The sequence below is a fragment of the Actinocrinis sp. genome, from assembly GCF_035650855.1.
In the GTDB taxonomy this organism is placed as follows: domain Bacteria; phylum Actinomycetota; class Actinomycetes; order Streptomycetales; family Catenulisporaceae; genus Actinocrinis.
Genome location: NZ_DASRGV010000303.1, coordinates 1 through 17854, shown reverse-complemented (window position 1 = coordinate 17854; position 17854 = coordinate 1). Strand labels below are relative to the sequence as shown.

The 17854-nt window shown below is 68.0% G+C and carries 17 protein-coding genes, 1 tRNA gene and 1 pseudogene; 12 read left to right on the top strand and 7 right to left on the bottom strand.

Annotation, left to right across the window (positions count from 1 at the left end; all coding sequences use genetic code 11):
* Positions 1–201 (bottom strand): annotated as a pseudogene (locus VFB40_RS21675) (endonuclease III); the annotation flags it as partial.
* A 214-nt stretch (positions 202–415) separates the two neighbouring features.
* Here VFB40_RS21675 and VFB40_RS21670 point away from each other — a divergent pair.
* The gene (locus VFB40_RS21670; RefSeq protein WP_324841251.1) at positions 416–1099 is read left to right on the top strand and encodes a Crp/Fnr family transcriptional regulator; all 684 of its coding nucleotides are present in this window, start codon (positions 416–418) and stop codon (positions 1097–1099) included.
* Positions 1100–1124: 25 nt separating this feature from the next.
* On the opposite strand, the gene VFB40_RS21665 is transcribed toward VFB40_RS21670, so the two are convergent.
* The 3 genes from VFB40_RS21665 to sp36 form a co-directional block, all read right to left on the bottom strand.
* On the bottom strand, positions 1125–1853 hold the full coding sequence (locus VFB40_RS21665; RefSeq protein WP_349261586.1) for an MBL fold metallo-hydrolase: 729 nt from the start codon (positions 1851–1853) through the stop codon (positions 1125–1127).
* A gap of 146 nt (positions 1854–1999) precedes the next feature.
* Positions 2000–2536 carry a RidA family protein gene (locus VFB40_RS21660; RefSeq protein WP_324853509.1) on the bottom strand — a complete coding sequence of 179 codons (537 nt, stop codon included), beginning with the start codon at positions 2534–2536 and terminating at the stop codon, positions 2000–2002.
* Complete coding sequence (sp36, locus tag VFB40_RS21655) at positions 2536–2694, bottom strand: Sp36 family protein (protein WP_324841239.1); 159 nt, start codon at positions 2692–2694, stop codon at positions 2536–2538. Before sp36 ends, VFB40_RS21660 begins: the two co-directional genes overlap by 1 nt.
* A 69-nt stretch (positions 2695–2763) precedes the next feature.
* Between sp36 and bagA the strand changes: the two genes are divergently transcribed.
* Positions 2764–3849 (top strand): ATPase BagA, encoded by a 1086-nt coding sequence (gene bagA / locus VFB40_RS21650; RefSeq protein ID WP_324853507.1) that lies wholly within the window; start codon positions 2764–2766, stop codon positions 3847–3849.
* 41 nt (positions 3850–3890) lie between these two features.
* Positions 3891–5174, top strand: coding sequence for an ArsA family ATPase (bagB, locus tag VFB40_RS21645; RefSeq protein ID WP_414642127.1), 1284 nt, complete (start codon positions 3891–3893; stop codon positions 5172–5174).
* 249 nt (positions 5175–5423) lie between these two features.
* On the opposite strand, the gene VFB40_RS21640 is transcribed toward bagB, so the two are convergent.
* On the bottom strand, positions 5424–5759 hold the full coding sequence (locus tag VFB40_RS21640; protein ID WP_324841250.1) for a WhiB family transcriptional regulator: 336 nt from the start codon (positions 5757–5759) through the stop codon (positions 5424–5426).
* A 466-nt stretch (positions 5760–6225) separates the two neighbouring features.
* Between VFB40_RS21640 and VFB40_RS21635 the strand changes: the two genes are divergently transcribed.
* Complete coding sequence (locus VFB40_RS21635) at positions 6226–8502, top strand: transglycosylase domain-containing protein (protein ID WP_324853503.1); 2277 nt, start codon at positions 6226–6228, stop codon at positions 8500–8502.
* A 136-nt stretch (positions 8503–8638) separates the two neighbouring features.
* Here the strand turns inward: VFB40_RS21635 and VFB40_RS21630 are convergent, their stop codons facing one another.
* A complete protein-coding gene (locus VFB40_RS21630) occupies positions 8639–9097 on the bottom strand; it encodes a GatB/YqeY domain-containing protein (protein WP_324853501.1) in 459 nt (152 codons plus the stop codon).
* An 87-nt stretch (positions 9098–9184) separates the two neighbouring features.
* Between VFB40_RS21630 and VFB40_RS21625 the strand changes: the two genes are divergently transcribed.
* The 6 genes from VFB40_RS21625 to VFB40_RS21600 all read left to right on the top strand — a co-directional run bounded on the left by VFB40_RS21625 (position 9185) and on the right by VFB40_RS21600 (position 14107).
* Positions 9185–10177: a metallophosphoesterase gene (locus VFB40_RS21625; RefSeq protein ID WP_324853499.1), complete on the top strand. Its 993-nt coding sequence runs from the start codon at positions 9185–9187 to the stop codon at positions 10175–10177.
* Positions 10178–10259: 82 nt separating this feature from the next.
* Positions 10260–10333, top strand: a tRNA-Pro gene (locus VFB40_RS21620).
* Between the two features lie 162 nt (positions 10334–10495).
* Positions 10496–11116, top strand: a complete 621-nt coding sequence (locus VFB40_RS21615; protein ID WP_324853497.1) for a SigE family RNA polymerase sigma factor — start codon at positions 10496–10498, stop codon at positions 11114–11116.
* Positions 11113–12327 (top strand): hypothetical protein, encoded by a 1215-nt coding sequence (locus VFB40_RS21610; protein WP_324853495.1) that lies wholly within the window; start codon positions 11113–11115, stop codon positions 12325–12327. Before VFB40_RS21615 ends, VFB40_RS21610 begins: the two co-directional genes overlap by 4 nt.
* A gap of 315 nt (positions 12328–12642) precedes the next feature.
* A complete protein-coding gene (locus tag VFB40_RS21605) occupies positions 12643–13797 on the top strand; it encodes a hypothetical protein (protein ID WP_324853493.1) in 1155 nt (384 codons plus the stop codon).
* 49 nt (positions 13798–13846) lie between these two features.
* The gene (locus VFB40_RS21600) at positions 13847–14107 is read left to right on the top strand and encodes a hypothetical protein (RefSeq protein WP_324853490.1); all 261 of its coding nucleotides are present in this window, start codon (positions 13847–13849) and stop codon (positions 14105–14107) included.
* On the opposite strand, the gene VFB40_RS21595 is transcribed toward VFB40_RS21600, so the two are convergent.
* Complete coding sequence (locus tag VFB40_RS21595) at positions 14093–15436, bottom strand: MFS transporter (RefSeq protein WP_324853488.1); 1344 nt, start codon at positions 15434–15436, stop codon at positions 14093–14095. The genes VFB40_RS21600 and VFB40_RS21595 overlap by 15 nt on opposite strands.
* A gap of 155 nt (positions 15437–15591) precedes the next feature.
* Here VFB40_RS21595 and VFB40_RS21590 point away from each other — a divergent pair, with 155 nt between their 5' ends.
* Positions 15592–16398 (top strand): site-specific integrase, encoded by an 807-nt coding sequence (locus tag VFB40_RS21590; protein WP_324853486.1) that lies wholly within the window; start codon positions 15592–15594, stop codon positions 16396–16398.
* A gap of 290 nt (positions 16399–16688) precedes the next feature.
* Positions 16689–17723, top strand: a complete 1035-nt coding sequence (locus VFB40_RS21585; protein WP_324853484.1) for a glycoside hydrolase family 11 protein — start codon at positions 16689–16691, stop codon at positions 17721–17723.
* The last annotated feature ends 131 nt before the right edge of the window (positions 17724–17854 follow it).

Sequence of the window (17854 nt, the reverse complement as noted above, 5' to 3'; positions counted from 1 at the left end):
GTTGACGCGCACGTCGGTGGTCTGCGCGGAGAGCACGACAGCGCAGAGGAGCTGGAAGGCCGATTCGAAGTCGAGCTCGCAATGAGCATCGGGATAAATCTCGGCGAGCGCCCGGTTGATCCGCCGTGCCCTGCGCGTGAGAGCCAACGGGGTCTCGTGTGTCTCGGGCGTCTTCTCAGTCGTCTCACCGGCCATGCTCATTCGGCAAGCGTAGATGGTCGGGACGGCTTCGGGGCACGTTACGGTACTCGGCAGGATTGAGGTGTGGCGTTCCCGAGTATGTGAAATAGCGTGTGGTAGGCCACACTGTTCGATGCAGAGGCATAACAGATTGCGGGCCGGCGTCGAGTCACAACGCGCGACCGGCGACCAGGACCGCAGGAGAACGGCCGTGAGGCCGATGGAGGGTTCGACAGTGGAGGACGTGCTGCGCCGGAGCCCGTTGTTCGCCGCGCTGGATGAAGAGGCGTCCAACTCGCTGCTCAAGTCGATGACGGAGATCGCGCTGAGCCGCGGCGACGCGCTGTTCCACGAAGGCGACCCGGGTGACGCGCTGTACGTGGTGGTCGAGGGCAAGATCAAGCTGGGCCGCTCCTCCGGGGACGGCCGGGAGAACCTGACCGCGGTGCTCGGCCCGGGCGACATGTTCGGCGAGCTCTCACTGTTCGACCCGGGGCCGCGCACCTCGACCGCGACCGCGCTGACCTCGACCCGGCTGCTCGCGCTCGGCCACACCGAGCTGCAGCCGTGGCTCTCGACCCGGCCCGAGGTGGCCCGCGCGCTGCTGCGGGCGATGGCGCGCCGGCTGCGGCGGACCAACGAGACGCTGGCCGACCTGGTCTTCTCCGATGTGCCCGGCCGTGTCGCGAAGGCGCTGCTGGACCTGTCGACCCGGTTCGGGCAGCCGGCTGGTGACGACCAGGAAGGGATCAAGGTCTCGCACGACCTGACCCAGGAGGAACTGGCGCAGCTGGTCGGCGCCTCCCGGGAGACCGTCAACAAGGCCTTGGCGGACTTCGCGCAGCGTGGCTGGATCAAGCTGGAAGCGCGCGCGGTCGTGCTGCTCGACACGGTGCGTTTGGCGCGCCGCGCGCGGTAACGCGTCCGCGTCCCGCTTTACGCGCTTACGCGTCCTTCTTCGCGTCTAGGTATTCCAGCTGCGCGAGCACCGAAAGCTCGGCAGCCGGCCACAGGCCGCGGTCGACGTCGGCGTAGACGCGCCGGACGATCTGCGCGGCCGTGCGGTCTCCCGCCGAACGCGCTGCCTCGACTTGCGCGAGGCGTGCGGCTCGGTGCGTGAGGTAGAACTCGACGGCTGTGCGCGGATTGGCGACGACCGGTCCGTGCCCAGGAAGGATTGTCCCGACGTCTTCGGATTCGGTCATGCGGCGGATGCGGGCGAGCGAGTCGAAGTAGTCCGCGAGGCGCCCGTCAGGGTGCGCCACGACCGTCGTACCGCGTCCGAGGACGGTGTCACCGGTCAAAAGCGCGCGGTCGGCCGGGATGAGGAAAGAGAGTGAGTCGCCGGTGTGGCCTGGTGTCGCGACGACACGCAGCTCCAGGTCGCCGACCTTGAGCACGTCGCCGTCGCCGAGCCCTTCCGAGCCGAGCCGGTTCGCCGGGTCGAGCGCGTGGACCGGAGCATTGGTGAAGGCGCTGAACTCCCGCGCAGCCTCGGCGTGGTCGGGATGACCGTGCGTCAAAGCGATGGAGGTAACGCGCGCCCCAGCTTCCTTAACGCGGTCAAGGATCGCGGTGAGATGGCCCACATGCATCGGGCCCGGGTCGACGACAAGTGCGTCGGTCGACCCGGGTTCGATGAGCACCCAGGTATTGGTGCCGTCGAGCGTCATCGGCGACGGATTCGGGGCCAGCACCAGCGTGGCGCGCGGCGTCACCGGTCCGGAGACGACCCGCGAACCCGCACCGGCTGAACCCGCGCCGGTTGAGCGGGAGCTGAACGGACCTGAACCGGCAGGGCCGGTACCGGCCCCGGTAATCAGGCCACCCCGTCCGGCCCGCGGTTGTCAGGGGCGCTGTCGACTTCGAAGCTGTCGATCTCGACGGTCAGCTCGACCTCGACCGGGGCGTCCAGCGGCAGCACCGCGACGCCGACCGCGGAACGCGCGTGGGCCCCGGCCTCGCCGAAGACCTTGCCGAGCAGCTCGCTCGCGCCGTTGATGACGGCGGGCTGGCCGGTGAAGTCCGGTGCGGAGGCGACGAAACCGACGACCTTGACCACCCGGCGGACCCGGGACAGCTCCCCGATCTCCGCCTTGACCGCGGCCAGCGCGTTGAGCGCGCAGCGCTCGGCGAGCTGTTTGGCTTCCTCCGCGCTGACCTCGGCGCCGACCTTTCCGGTCGCGGGCAGCTTGCCGTCGATCGTGGGCAGCTGACCGGAGGTGAACACCAGCGAGCCGGAGCGCAGGGCCGGGACGTACGCGGCCACCGGCTTGGCCACCGCGGGGACCTCGAGGCCCAGCTCGGCCAGGCGTTGCTCGGGCGTGCCGGCCGCGGCCTCACCGAGCGCGGTCACTACTGCTTCTCCCGCTTCATGTACGCCACCAGCTGCTCAGGGTTCGGTCCCGGGACCACCTGCACCAGCTCCCAGCCGTCCTGGCCCCAGTTGTCCAGGATCTGCTTCGTCGCGTGCACCAGCAACGGAACGGTCACGTACTCCCACTGTTTCGCCATGGCCAGAGCCTAACGGGTAGGCAGGTGGCGCAGCGCCTCGATACGCGACGGGAGGTTAGGCTCGTGCCTGTGACGAATGCAGCCGAGGCGCGCCGCGCGAAGCCGGACTGGCCCGCCGTCCGCCTGCACGTGGTCACCGGCAAGGGGGGCACGGGCAAGACGACCGTCGCGGGCGCCCTGGCGCTGGCGCTGGCGGCGGGTGGGAAACGGCCGGGCGATCGACGGGTTCTGCTGGTCGAGGTGGAGGGCCGGCAGGGGCTGGCCCAGCTCTTCGACGCCGAGCCGGTCGCGTATGAGGAGCGCCGGGTCGCGGTCACGCCGGACGGGGGCGAGGTTTGGGCGCAGTCCCTCGACGCCGAGCAGGCGTTGCTCGAGTACCTCGACATGTTCTACAAGCTCGGGCCGGCAGCCCGCGCGCTGCGCCGGTTCGGTGCGATTGACTTCGCGACGACCATCGCGCCGGGTATCCGTGACGTGTTGTTGACCGGTAAGACGTGCGAGGCGGTACGGCGCCGGGCCAGCCATACGCACAGCGGTCACGGGCACGGCTCACATGGGCACGACCGCAGCCAGCAGGCCGGCGATCGTGTCTTCGACTACGACGCGGTGGTCATGGACGCGCCGCCGACCGGGCGGATCACCCGGTTTCTGAACGTGAACTCTGAGGTCTCCGGGCTCGCCCGGGTCGGCCCGATCCGCAACCAGGCCGACGCGGTGATGCGAGTGCTGACCAGTGCGCAGACCGCGGTGCACTTCGTCACGCTGCTGGAGGAGATGCCGGTGCAGGAGACGCTGGACGGCTTCGCCGAGCTGCGCGAGGCCGGACTGCCCGCCGGCGGGGTGATAGTCAATCAGGCCCGGCCGGTGGTGCTGCCGGAGGACCGGCTGAAGAAGGCCGCGCAGCCGGGCGGGCTCGACCCCGCTGAGCTGGAGGCCGGGCTCGCGCCGGTCGGCCTGGCGGACCCGGAGGTGGTCGAGGCCCTGTCCGAGTTGGCCACCGAGCACGCGCAGCGGGTGCTGCTCGAGGCCGGGCAGCGTGAGGAGCTGAGCGCCACGGAGGCGCCGATCTACGAGCTGCCGCTGCTGACGGACGGGGTCGACCGGGTTGGGCTCGACCAGCTGGCCGGGCAGCTGCGCCGGCAGGGGGCGGCGTGAGCGGGGGCAGGGTGAACCGAGACGGCGTGAACCAGGGCAGCGTGAACCAGGACAGTGCCGACGCGGCCGGCGCCGAAGACACGGTGAAGCACCTGGATCTGGACGGGCTGCTCGACTCCCCGGAGACCAGGATCGTGGTGTGCTGCGGCTCTGGCGGGGTCGGCAAGACGACCACGGCCGCGGCGTTCGCGTTGCGCGCGGCGGAGCGCGGCCGCGACGTGGTGGTGCTCACCATCGATCCGGCGCGGCGGCTGGCGCAGTCCCTCGGCCTGACCGAGCTGGACAACACCCCGCGCGAGGTGGCCGGAATCGACCGGTCCAAGGGCGGCCGGCTGCACGCGATGATGCTCGACATGAAGCGGACCTTCGACGAGATCGTGCTCGATCACGCCGATCCGCAGCGGGCCGAGCAGATCCTGGCGAACCCCTTCTACCAGTCGCTGTCCGCGAGCTTCGCCGGCACGCAGGAGTACATGGCGATGGAGAAGCTCGGGCAGCTGCGCTCGCGCGGCGAGTGGGACCTGATCGTGGTGGACACGCCGCCGAGCCGGTCCGCGCTGGACTTCCTGGACGCCCCGGAGCGCCTCGGCTCCTTCCTCGACGGCCGGCTGATCCGGATCCTGTCCGCGCCGGCGAAGGTGGGCGGCATGGGCGCCTTCAAGCTGCTGACCGGCGGGGTCGGGCTGGTGACCGGAGCGCTGGGCAAGATCCTCGGCTCGAACCTGCTCGGCGAGGTGCAGTCCTTCGTCGCCGCGCTGGACACCATGTTCGGCGGCTTTCGCGAGCGGGCCGAGCGCACCTATCAGCTGTTGCAGACCGAGGGGACCGCGTTCGTCGTGGTCGCGGCCCCGGAGCCGGACGCGCTGCGTGAGGCCTCTTACTTCACGCGGCGGCTGGCCACGGACAAGATGCCGCTGGCCGGGCTGGTGCTCAACCGAGTGCACCGGCCGCAGGCGGACATCACCGCTGAGCGGGCGCTGGCCGCGGCCGAGGAGCTGACCAACGGCAAGGCCGCGAAGCGCGCGGCGCGCAAGAGCGGGAACGGCGCCGGGGCCGGGGCTGGGAACGGTGCGGCGAACGGTCGGGCCGCGGGGAACGGAGCCGAGCCGCCGCTCTCGGCGCAGGAGGAGGCGCAGGCCGCGCAGTTGGCGGCCGCGCTGCTGCGCCTGCACGCGGAGCGCGTCGTGCAGTCGCGTCGGGAACGCCGGCTGACCGGCCGCTTCCTGGCCAGTCATCCCGGGATCGCGATGCTCGAACTGCCCGCGCAGGCGGAGGACATCCACGACCTTGACGGCCTACGCGAGATCATCGCGCGTTCGGCCTGACGGCGAGGGCGGCGGTGCGCCGCCTGCGATCCGGCTGGAGGGTGGAGAGCCGGTCGGGAAGGCTCGCGGACGATCGTGGATCGTCGGTCGCCGTCAGTCCGTGGTCCGTCGAGGGCGTCTTGCCTGGCACCGTCGCATCCAACGGCGCGGGCTCAGTCCGTGCATCCTGGTACTCACGCTGCCGGTTCTCGTAGGGCGGTTAGGAACAGCACACCCTTGAGCAACGTGTCGGTCGTGACGGGCGGCGGCTCAGCCGCCGGCGGTGAACACCGTCGCGCGCTGGCGCGACAGGTATGCCTCCCGCTTGCCCTCAAGCACCTTGCGCCACGAGCGCACGTCCGGCCGGCGCCGCAACAGCGCCCGCCGCTCACGCTCGGTCATGCCGCCCCACACGCCGAACTCGACCCTGTTGTCGAGCGCGTCCGCGAGGCATTCGGTGCGCACCGGGCACGCCGCGCACACCGTCTTGGCCCGGTTCTGCGCGGCCCCCTGGACGAACAGCTCGTCGGGGTCCATGCCCCGGCACGCCGCCGCTATCGTCCAGTCCTCCACCCAGTTCCTGACCGCGCTCGCCGCGGCGACCATCACCTTCACCGGCACTTCACTCTCCGAACCTGCCATCATCTCCGGTGCCGTCCTCTCAGCATCGAGGCTCCCCCAACGGCGGCCGGCACACCGCTCGACTCGTGGACACCGCCACAGCGCGCAACCCATTCGCGACCGCACCAGCACCAACCACGCATCGACCGGAATGACCGGCACGACATCCGCACTTGTCGCACTAGCCCTACCAATTCCGTCCGATGACCCAGACTCATCGGCCGCCCTGCTGCCGAAGACCCCCGGAGTGTCCCCGCATGGGCACCGTCCGCGGATAGATCTCTTCAGCTAGCACGACATTACGGATAACCATCAGCCCTCGACAGTCCCCGAACTGGTCAATCTGGTATGGCCCGTCCGGACTACCTCGCTTGTAGCAACTGGGCCACAGATTCGCCGCCAGCCGCCCCGCCCTCCCCGGCGGCCGGGCGCGGAACGTACCCTGGTCCGCATGGTTAAGGGACGTACTGGTTACTCCGGAGCGAGCGGCGTCGGGCGGCTGATATCGCACCTCGGCACGTTCGTCATGGTCAGCGCCCTGGCCGGGGTCCTCATCGCCGGCCTTAGCCTGCCGTTCGTCGGCAGCTTCGGACTCACCGCGAAGGCCGCGTCAGACCATTTCGAGGACCTGCCGAACGACTTCGAGACGCCGACGCTGCCGCAGCGTACGAAGATCCTCGCGGACGACGGCTCCGTGATCGCGTACACCTGGGGCGACTTCGGCAACCGGGTCGTGGTCCCGATGTCGCAGATCAGCCCGAACATGCCGCACGCGATCGTGGCCATCGAGGACATCCGTTACTACCAGCACGGCGGCATTGACATTAAGGGCACGCTGCGCGCCCTAGTCAACAACTCCTCCGGCGGCAACGTGCAGGGTGGTTCCTCCATCGCCCAGCAGCTCGTGAAGAACGAACTGCTGCTGGAAGCCGGAACGGACAAGACCAAGCAGCAGGCCGCGATCGCGGACACGTTCTCCCGCAAGCTCACCGAGCTCAAGTACGCCATCGCCGTCGAGAAGACGCTCAGCAAGGACCAGATCCTGGAGCGTTACCTCAACCTGGTCTACTTCGGCAACGGTGCGTACGGCGTTGAGGCGGCCGCGGAGCGTTACTTCTCGACAACCGCCGCGAAGCTGACCGTCCCGCAGGCCGCGCTGCTGGCCGCAGTCGTGAACAGCCCGACCGAGTTCGACCCGTTCGCACACCCCGCGGACGCGCTCAAGCGCCGCAACATCGCGCTCATGGACATGGCGAACCCGTCGCTGAACTACATCACTCCGGCTCAGGCCACCCAGTACGAGAAGGCCCCGCTCGGTTTGAACCCGACCTCGCTGAAGGACGGCTGCATCACCGCGGACGGCTCGGCCAAGTTCTTCTGCAACTACGTGTACAACACGTTCATCCAGGACTCCGCGTACGGCAAGACGCAGGCGGACCGCATCGCTCTGTGGCAGCGCGGCGGCCTGACCATCCAGACCACGATGAGCGTCAAGGACGAGAAGTCGGCGGACGCCGCGATCGCCAAGCGCGTATACGCATCGGACTTCACGAAGAGGGACATCGCGTCCGCACTGGTGATGGTGGAACCGGGATCGGGCCAGATCAAGGCGATGGCCCAATCGGTACCGATGGGTAACGGATCGGGCCAGACGTTCATCAACTTGTCGGCGGACAAGTCCCACAACGGGACGAACGGATTCCAGGCGGGATCCTCGTTCAAGATCTTCGTCGGCCTCGCCGCGCTGGAACAGGGCGTCAACCCGAACCAGGTGATCGACGCCCCCGCGACGATCGACGACGCCGGTACCCAGTTCGCGGCGTGCGCGGGTAACCAGACGACGGTGGTGTGGCCGCCGGATGTGCCCGCCAGCGGCAAGTACACGCCGGGCAACGACGACATGGCCGACCACCAGACGGCGATGCCCAACGCGTTCGCGAACTCCATCAACACGTACTTCCTGCGGATGGAAGAGCAGACCGGCCTGTGCAAGCCGGCGCAGATCGCCGAGCAGATGGGCGTCACGCAGGACAACGACAACGACACCGGCAAGTCGCTGATGCAGATCCCGTCGTTCACGCTCGGCACGAACCCGATCACGCCGGTGGAAATGGCGAGTGCGTACGCCACGATCGCGGCGCAAGGCACCTACTGCGTGCCTTACGTCATCACGCAGGTGACGGACGTGTCGGGTAAGAACTACGGCGGCCAGAACAAGAACTGCCGTCAGGTTCTCGACCCGAACATCGCCAACGAGCTGACCTCGATGCTGCAGGGCGTCGTGCAGTACGGCACCGCGGCCGGCGCGGTCCCGCTGAGCGACACCCGCCCGGTCGCCGGCAAGACCGGTACGACGGACTCCAGCATCGCGACCTGGTTCGACGGCTACACCCCGCAGCTGGCGGCGGCGACCTGGACCGGCTTCATCAACTGGGACAGCAAGACGAAGCTGGAGAACCTGAAGATCGGCCCGACGTACTACTCGGGTCAGGTGTTCGGTGCCTCGATCTCCGCGCCGACCTTCAACGACGCGATGACCGGAGCGCTGGCCGGCCTGCCGGTGGAGGCATTCACCGCGCCGACCGGCTTCAACACCCCGACCCAGGGCGGCAACGGCGGCGGCAACGCGAACGGCAACGGGGGCCTGCTCGGCGGAGGGTTCCTCGGCGGGATACTCGGCGGAGGCAACGGCGGTAACGGGAACGGAAACGGCGGCAAGGGTCACTGACCGCTGACTGACTTCCCGTCAGGCACTTTGACGGCTGCGGGTCCCGACTCATCTTGAGTCGGGACCCGCAGCCGTTTCCGCTCTTTCCTACTTCGTCCTCGCCTACTTCTTCCTCGCCCTCGCCCTAATCCGACCCCTACCCGAGCGCCGACTTGACCGCCGCGGCCACGCGTCCGCCCTCGGCGCGGCCCGCGATCTTCGGGTTCAGCGCCTTCATCACGACGCCCATCGACCTCGGCCCGACCGCCCCGGTCTCCGCGATGGCGTCCGCGACCAGCGCCTTCAGCTCGTCGTCGGTCAACTGGGCCGGCAGGTACCGGGACAGCACCTCGCCCTCGGCCCGCTCGCGCGCGGCCTGCTCGTCCCGTCCCGCGCCCGCGAACGCCTCTGCGGCTTCGCGCCGCTTCTTCACCTCGCGGGTGAGCACCGTGACCGTCTCGGCCTCGGAGAGCGTGCGCGCGGCGGTTCCGGCGACCTCCTCGTTGGTGATCGCGGTGAGCGCCATCCGCAGCGCGGCGGCCTGCAGCTCGTCGCGGCCCTTGATCGCCGCGGTGAGGTCTGCGCGCAGTCGGTCCTTGAGCGTCGTCGTGGTCATGTGCCAAGCGTGTCACGAAGCGGAGCCGAACCGCACGGCGGTTCCGAGCGCCGCGTGCTAAGACCGCGGCGCCGATAGACTTGGCCGATGCGCCGATCGATCTCCATCCCGCTGGGCATCATGGCCGCCGGTACCGCCGGACTCGCCTACGCGGCGGGGGTCGAGACCAATCTCTACCGGCTGCGCCGCTTCAGCATCCCGCTGCTCGCTCCGGAGGCGCAGCCGTTCCGGATCCTGCAGCTCTCGGACATCCACATGGTCCCCGGCCAGCGCCGCAAGCAGGCTTGGCTGAGCTCGCTGGCCGAGCTGCGCCCCGACCTGGTGGTCAACACGGGTGACAACCTCTCGCACCCGGACGCGGTCCCCGAGGTCCTCAGGACCTTGGAGCCGCTCATGGCGCTGCCCGGCGTGTTCGTGTTCGGATCAAATGACTACTTCCAGGCGAGCCGCCTCAACCCGGCGAAGTACCTGCGCCCCGGCGACCGTTCCCATGCCCCGCGCCGCAAGCGCGCCGAGAACGACTGGCCAGCCATGCAAGCCGCGTTCACGAAGGCGGGCTGGCTGGACCTGACCAACACGCGCGCGACGCTCGACGTACCCGGCCACGGCGCACTCAAGTTCGTCGGCGTCGACGATGCGCACGTCCGCCGCGACCGCTACCCGGCTCTGCCTGACACCGAGGACGAGAACGGCGACGGCTACGGGTACAGCGACGGCTACAGCAGTAACGAGCGCCAGAACGACGACAGCCCGGCGACCGAAGCCAACGACGCGCTGACGATCGGTGTAACGCACGCCCCCTACCTACGCGTCCTCGATGCGATGGCGGCCGACGGCGTCCCCCTCATCCTCGCGGGCCACACACACGGCGGCCAGCTCTGTGTGCCCTTCTACGGCGCCCTCGTGACGAACTGCGACCTGGATCGCGCTCGAGCGAAGGGCTTGCACACCCACACGGCTGGAGGCCACACAGCCCACCTGCACGTGTCCGCCGGCTGTGGCGCGTCGCGCTACGCACCGGTCCGCTTCGCCTGTCCGCCGGAAGCCTCGCTGATTACCCTGCTCCCGCACGCCAGCTAACCCTCGTTGGCGTACCGCGCGACCCGCCTACCAAAGGATTTCCGCGATCCACCTTCGCTCGGCTAGACTGACCGAGCACTACCGGGGTGTAGCGCAGCTTGGCAGCGCGCTTCGTTCGGGACGAAGAGGTCGTGGGTTCAAATCCCGCCACCCCGACAGAGAAACACCGGGTCAGAGGCCTTCACCGTGAACAGGTGAAGGCCTCTGGCCGTCTCTGGTCGCTTTCTGGGAGAAATCCGGGTGGGTGGCAACCGATCGCAGAGCGGTTGCATTGATGTGGCATGACGTCACCGATATGGACACCGGGAAGGAAGCCCGATGGCCGCCGCCGAGCTTGATCACGATGCCGACTACTGCGAGTACGTGACCGCCAAGACCCCTTGGCTGCGGTGGGTCGCATTCCTGCTCTGTCAGGACTGGCACCGCGCCGACGACCTGCTGCAGACCACGGCCGCCAAGCTCTACGCCGCGTGGCCGCGGGTCAGGCGGCTGGAGAACCTTGACGGTTACACGAGGCGGATCCTGATCAATTCCTTCCTCGCCGAACAGCGCTCGCACTGGTGGAAACGTGTCCTGACGCACGGCGAGAGCGCGGACACGCCGGTCGTGCAACCGGATGTGGATGCGGTGCTGGACCTGCGCTCCGCGCTGTTGACGCTCACCGCGAAGCAGCGCACCGTGCTGGTCCTGCGCTACTACGACGAGTTGTCCGTCGCCGAGACAGCCGACGCGCTGCGCTGCTCGACCGGGAACGTGAAGAAGCAGACCTCGGTCGCCCTGGCGGCGTTGCGTAAACGGCTCGGCGCCGCGGACCCGGCCGATGGGCGTTCGAACTCGGACTTAACCGGCCAGGCTTCCGGCTCGCCTCGGCGCTCTCCCCGTGTCGGCCTCGACCGCATGATCGTCGCCCAGGACCGTCCTGGAGGAGTGGAATCATGAGCGAACTCAACGCCGAACTCTCCGCCGCGCTCAGGCCCGCGGTCGACCTGCAGGAACCGCCGTGCGCGCTGGACCTGGACCGGGCGCGGGCCCACGGCCGGCGACTGCGCCGACGCCGCCAGGGATTGCAGGCCGGAGCGGTGATGGCCGTCACGGCGCTCGCGGTGGTGCTGATCACCGGCCCGTTGTCAGGCAGCGACGACGGCGCCGTGGTCCCACCGGCCTCGCCTACCGCGCCGTCCGGCACGGAATCGGCGAATGACCCGATAACCACCGGCGTGACCTTCGGCTGGCTGCCCAAGGGCTTCCACATCACGGGCGGAGGTGCTCAGGGCGCGCTCCATGACGACCTGGTCGTCGGCGACGGCAAGACGACCCTGTTCGTCACCGTCGCACCGCCCGGATCGCAGTCCAACTCCGACTGTTCGTTCGTGTATCAGAGCGGTTCGCAGACGGCCGGTCCCGTCTACTCCTGCGACACGAGCACGGCGGTATCGGGGCTGAAATCCGCGAAGTGGGTCGCGGCCCCTGGCAGCAGCCAGGCGATCGCGCAGCATTACGCGCAGCTGAATTGGCGGACGGCGGACGGCAGACAGGCCGCGCTCTTCGCCAGCACCGGAGGCGAGGGCGCCGATCAGCTCACCACGATCATGGTTCGAGTCGCCGAGCATGTCAGCCTCGGCGGTCATCGGGCATTGCCCATGCCCTTCCACCTCGCCAAACCGCCCACGGGCCTTCCCTTGGCTTACGCCTACACGTCGGAGGGAGCCGACGGAGTGGCTCCGGGCGAGGCGGCCAACGGCGATCCGCTCGGCGCCGGCCCTGCGCCAGGGGTCGCCGCCGGACTGGAGTACGGCGGGCTTGACGCTACGACAGGCGACTCGCCCGGCCTCGAGTTGACCGTGCAGAAGGCGGACTCTGGCGCGGCGTTCCCCGACGTCTACGAGACTCAGATCGCTGGGCAGCGGCCGACAGCCGCCGACATACGAACCACGACGGTCGATGGGCACTCCGCACGGATCGTGACCAAGGCGGGCTTCCAGGTCCTCGTCGTGCACGACGTGAACGGATTCGATGTCCGTTTGGGCGTAGGCGGCGCCCAAGCGCTGTCCCTCGTCAACGAAGCGGGTGGAATCATCGGCTACTACCACACCATCACGTTCTTCCAGAGCGATCCGGCCACGTGGACCGTCAACGTGCTCGGCAGGTAGGCGGGGCCAGGGCGGGGCTCGAATTTTGCACTGTTATGTCGGTATTTCAGCCACACGACGGAAACGGCGGTCAGAGTCGCATTAATTGCAGCAAGGGCCCTGATTGGCGGTTAGGTTCTTTAGCTACCTGACTACCCGTCAGTAGCGCTTACTGCGCGTACCGGCCGCGACACTGAATGCTTTGATGCTATACGCCCGGGTGTTGAATCCTCAATCGCCAACACTGAAATCCCCCTTGGCGGCGACTTCACACTTCCGAGTGGTCCAGTCTTGGACCTGCCGGAGCTTTGCAGTCCGTCAAGGAGGACGACGTACGTGGCCGCCACTGGACCCACCCTGCTCGACGCCAGAACCATGGACCCCCGCGACTACGCGCTCGCTCTGGCTCTGCGCGAGGAGTTCAACAAGCTCAACGTAAGCGTGCGCGAGTACGCGGCGACGCACAACCTGCACTACTCGACCGTCTCCTGCTACCTGAGCTGCAAGAAGGGGCTGCCGCCCTGGACGTTCATCAAGGCGCTCGCCGAGGACGCCGCCCGGGCCCACGGACTCGAGCGGCCCTCGCGGGCGATGATCGTCTACCTGTGGACCTTGCTCAAGAATGCCGAGATGGCGCGGGAAAAAGACTCCTTCGACAAACTGAGAGCCGAACTCGCGAAGGCCAGAAAGGAGGCGGACGAGCACGCGCGGCAAGAACGCAGAATAAGCGATCAGTTACTCGCTGCGAAGGCTCATATCGCTAATCTCAAGTCCCAGGTATTGGCGCTGGAAAGCGGGCAGGTAAGTGCTTTGCCAAGCCCGAGCACCGAACTCGCGCTCCGCGAAGTGGAAACGCGTCTGCGCGATGAACGCGCCTCCGCGGAGATGGTCATCACGGACCTCAGGGCGCAGCTCGGCCGGGAACGCGAGTTGAAAGAGAAGGCCGAGCAGGACTGCTATCGCTTCGAGAGGCTGATCAGGGACATGCTCGCCGCCGCGGGGAACCCCGCCGGCGCAGCCGGCGACCTTCCCACGGCCCGGAACGAGCCGACCGTGGAGATCCCCGTTGTCGCCTCGTCCGGCGGAGAAGCGCCTTCCAGCCTGGCCCAGACCGCACCGCCGCCCTATCCGGCTGAGCTGACCGAGTGGTTGCGGTCGCGACTCGACGCGAAGGACGTCGAGCTCGAAGCCAAGGACGTCCAGATCTCGGAGCTCCAGGCCAAGGTCGACATGCTGCTCGACAACTACCGGCTCGCCAATCAGAAGTACTTGGAGGAAAGAGACAAAGCGGTCCATTGGCAGCGCCGTTGCGCAGAGCTGGAAGACGGCGAAGACGCGCAGCAGGTGTCGGCGGACGAAGGCCCGGACCGCGTGGCTCGGATAGCGCGGGGCCGTAGAGCCGCCCCACAGCCATGGGCGGGCCCGGAGCCGACGGACGTGCGCGATGGTTTTCGCTCCTTTCCACCAGGCCGCGCCGCCGGTCCCCGGTGATGCCGCGCCAGATGCGACGGTCACGCGAAGAAACTGAAGGAACTGACCCATGTCCACCGCATCCGTCCAGCCCGTCCCCGGAACCGGTCCGGCGCCAGAAGCAGGCTGTCAGTGCGCGCGCTGCCTCGCTCACGAGCGCCGCCGCCTGATCCTGCGCACCACGGCCTGCCGGGGCGCCGCAATGCTCGCGGTCGCCGCGCTTGGCGGCGCGATTGCCACGCTCATTTTCGGCATGCCTGTTTACAGCGGACCGTGTGCCGGAATCGCCGCCGTCGGCATAGCGGCGGCGGTCGCCCTACGCCGTCCGTGACGCATGCGGATCAGCGGACGGATGCGGACCGGCTAGCGAGGATGCGGGAGCCGGATCGGCGATGAGCTCGTCGGCTGGTTCAGGCACCGAACGAATCTGGCGGATCGACGGGACCAGAAGCATCAGCGCGACTGAGGTGACTTGCCAGATGACGCTGAAGGTCAACAAGTGTGTGACGCCGACCGCTGATCCGACAGGGCCTGCCGCCGCAAGCGCGAGCGGCCCGAGGGCGAAAGCCCCGAGCGTTTCCCAGGCGCTGATACGGCCGAGCGTTTCGACCGGGATGAGCCGCTGGGTTGTGGATGCCGACAGCGCCTGACCGATAGAGCCGCCGAAGCCTGCGATGAACGCACCCACGCACACGCAGGCGAGCGGGAGTGGGCTTGCCAGTGCGGCGAGCGGCGCGGCGTAGCCGAATGTCGTTGCGGTGGCGACGAGCAGCGGCCGGTGTGGTTTGCGGTTGGCGATGAACATGCCGCCGGACACAGCTCCGGCTCCGTTGGCCGCCATGACGAAGCCCCAGGCGCTCGCGCCACCGAGCCGAGCCTGGGCGACCAGTGGCCCAAGGACGAGATACGGAGCCCACACCAACGCGTTGAACAGGCAGAACTGCAAGGTCGGGACCCACAGCCAAGCGCGCGAGGAGAACTGCGTCCAGCCATCGCGCAGGTCGCGCAGCAGCGAGCTGTGCGCCGAGGCGGGCGGTCGCAGTCCACTGAGTTTGATCAGGACGACCACGCTGACGGCGTAGCTCGCGGCATCGGCAAGCAGCACCACGGCCGGGCTCGTCGTGCCGGCGAGCATACCTCCGAGCACGGGCCCTGTGATCTGTGCGGAGGATGCCAGCACGCTGAGTAGCGCGTTCGCCTCGGTCAATCGTTCACGCCCGGCGATCTGCGGGATCAAGGCCGGCAGGGATGGGGTGAACGCACCCTCGCCGATCCCGACGGCCGTCGCGATGACCAGCAATGCGGCGAGCGACGGATGGCCTATGAGCAGCAGCGCTCCGAAGGCCGCCTGCCCCGCGCAACGCACCACATCGGCCGTGATCATTACGAGCCGGCTGCCGAGCCGGTCGGCCAAGACACCACCGAGCAGCAAGAAGACCACGACCGGCAGGATTCGGGCCGCCATCAGCCAGCCGAGGGTCTGGGCTCCGCCCACGGAAAGCGCGGCGAATGCGATCGCGACCGGCGCCATCGCCGAGCCGAGTCGGGAAGTGGCGTAGCCCGCGGCGAACCAGCGTAGGTCTCGCTGCGCGAGGACGTCGGTGAAGCGGTGACGGCGGTGCATAGGGCGAGGCTGCGGCGTCGGCTTGGCACGGGACAAGGTTTTACTGCGCTGAAGTTGAGTCTTTTTGCATAAGCTTTGAGATGGCTGGAGTTATCGCAGTAAACAGCTCGCTACTGGTGGCTGGCGTGGAGGGATGGGAGGATGGCGGTGGAAGAAGGCATAATGGTTTACTGCGGGAACTGGGGAGCGGTGTGACGCAGCCGGTTGAATATGCGGTGGCGGTCGACAAGTACCTCGACGCTGCCGGGCTGAGCGCTGCGTCGCGGCGGATCTATCGCATTGCGCTGAACACGTGGGCCTGGGCGTTGGTCGACCGCGCCGCGCCCGAGGGCCGCGCGCGACGCGGGGCCGAGCCACCGATCGTGCCCTTGGCAGTGCTCGACGAAGCCGGCGAGCGACTGCGCAGGTACTTCGCGACATCCGCCATTGCATCGCAGGGCTCCGATTCGAAGGGCTTCGATTCGCACGGCGTGCGCACCGCCAACCGCGAACTCTCGATCCTGCGCAGTGCGATCGCCTGGTGGCTGGCGCAGGGCTGGATCACGGCAGACCCGACGGAAGGTATCGCGCGGCGAAAAGCTGATACATCAGTTGAGCGACGTCTGGAAATCGACGACGTGCGCCGGGTTTTCGCACTGCGCGCACCATTGCGGGACCAGACCCTGTGGCACGTCGTGCACGAAAGTGAAGCCACCATCGAGCGCATCCTGGCCCTGAACGTCGGGGATGTGGATCGCTGTCGGCGGCGGGCCGGGGACGTGCAGTGGCGTGGCACCACGGCGCACCTGATGACGCTGTTGCTGGCAGGGCGCGCGGCTGGTCCGGTGTTCCTCACCGACCGGCGTGCTCCCGCCGACACGCCCACAGCTGATCGCTGCCCACACACCGGCCGGGCGCGGTTGTCGTATCGGCGCGCGGCGGAAATCTTCACCGCGGCGACAAAAGGCCTCGATCCCGCGGGCCACGGCTGGACCCTGCGTCAGCTGCAGGCTAGCTGAATGATCGAAATATTTCGGACCCTCTACCGAAGGGATTTCCGAAATGTGTCCGAAAGTTATTGACTCACCACGGAAACCTGATCGATACTCTCGCCATCGGCAGCCCTCGAACAACGCCGATCCGGGTCACCCACCAAAGCCCGGCTTTCCGGTCGCCGTGATCACGGCGACCGCTAACTCACCGCGTCGCATGACTCCGACGCGCGGTAGCCATCGCCGATCGCCTACCGCCGCGCCGGGTCGCAACGCGCTGCGCCCGCGAGCCTTCAACGAGGAAGGAGCACGCTTAGATGCCCGCTATTCGTCAACATGGCGCTCACCCGCACCGCGGCAGACGCAGCCTCTCCAGGCTGCTCGTCGGCTTCGGCTCGGTCCTGGCTCTGGCCACGGCCACGGCCTTGACGCCCGGTAGCGCCAGCGCCGCCACGCAGATCTGCTCAAGCCAGACCGGCAACAACGGCGGCATGTACTACCAGATGTGGACCAACGGCCAGGGGTCGGCCTGCATCACGCTGAACTCCAGCAACAGCTACTCCACGTCGTGGAGCGGCGTCGGCGACTTCGTCGCCGGCGTCGGCTGGAACCCGGGCAGCAACCAGACGGTCAGTTTCAACGGCAGCTTGAACGCCTCCGGCGGCACGACGCTGGTCTCGCTCTACGGCTGGTCGACCAACCCGCTGGTCGAGTACTACGTGATCGAGGACGACCAGGGCGGCGGCCCCTCGCTGGGCAGCTTCATGGGCACCACGACCAGCGACGGCGCCACGTACAACCTCTACGAGCACCAGCAGGTCAACCAGCCCTGCATCACCGGCAACAACTGCACCTTCGAGCAGTACCTGGCGATCCGGCAGGGAAACACCACCAGCGGCACCATCACCACGCAGAACTTCTTCAACGCCTGGGCCAGCCACGGGATGAACCTCGGCTCGCTCAACTACCAGATCCTGGCGACCGAAGCCTGGGGCGGCGGCAGCGGCAACGACAGCATCACCGTCAGCCACAGCACCAGTGGCGGCGGCGGAGGGGGCGGTGGAGGCGGTGGAGGCGGAGGCAGTGGTGGCTGCACCGCGACGCTGTCGGCCGGCACGGTGGGGAACAACTGGTACAACCTCAACGTCTCGGTTTCGGGCTCCAACACCTGGACCGTGACGATGAACCTCGTCGCGCCCGCGGTGGTCTACAACACGTGGAATGTCAGCGCGACCTGGCCGAGCCAGTACGTGATGGTCGCCAAACCCAACGGCAGCGGCAACAACTTCGGGGTGACGATCGCAACCAACGGCCAATGGACCTGGCCGAGCGTGTCCTGTAGTACGAGTTAGCTATCAGAGGGCAATAAGTGAGTCTTATGCCGTTTTAGCGTCATCAGATTGTGCGGAGTTGCGGGTATTCGGCAGATCGGCGGGCTTGGAGGTGCTGGGCTTGGCCGGTGGCTGAGCGCAAACCGTACAAG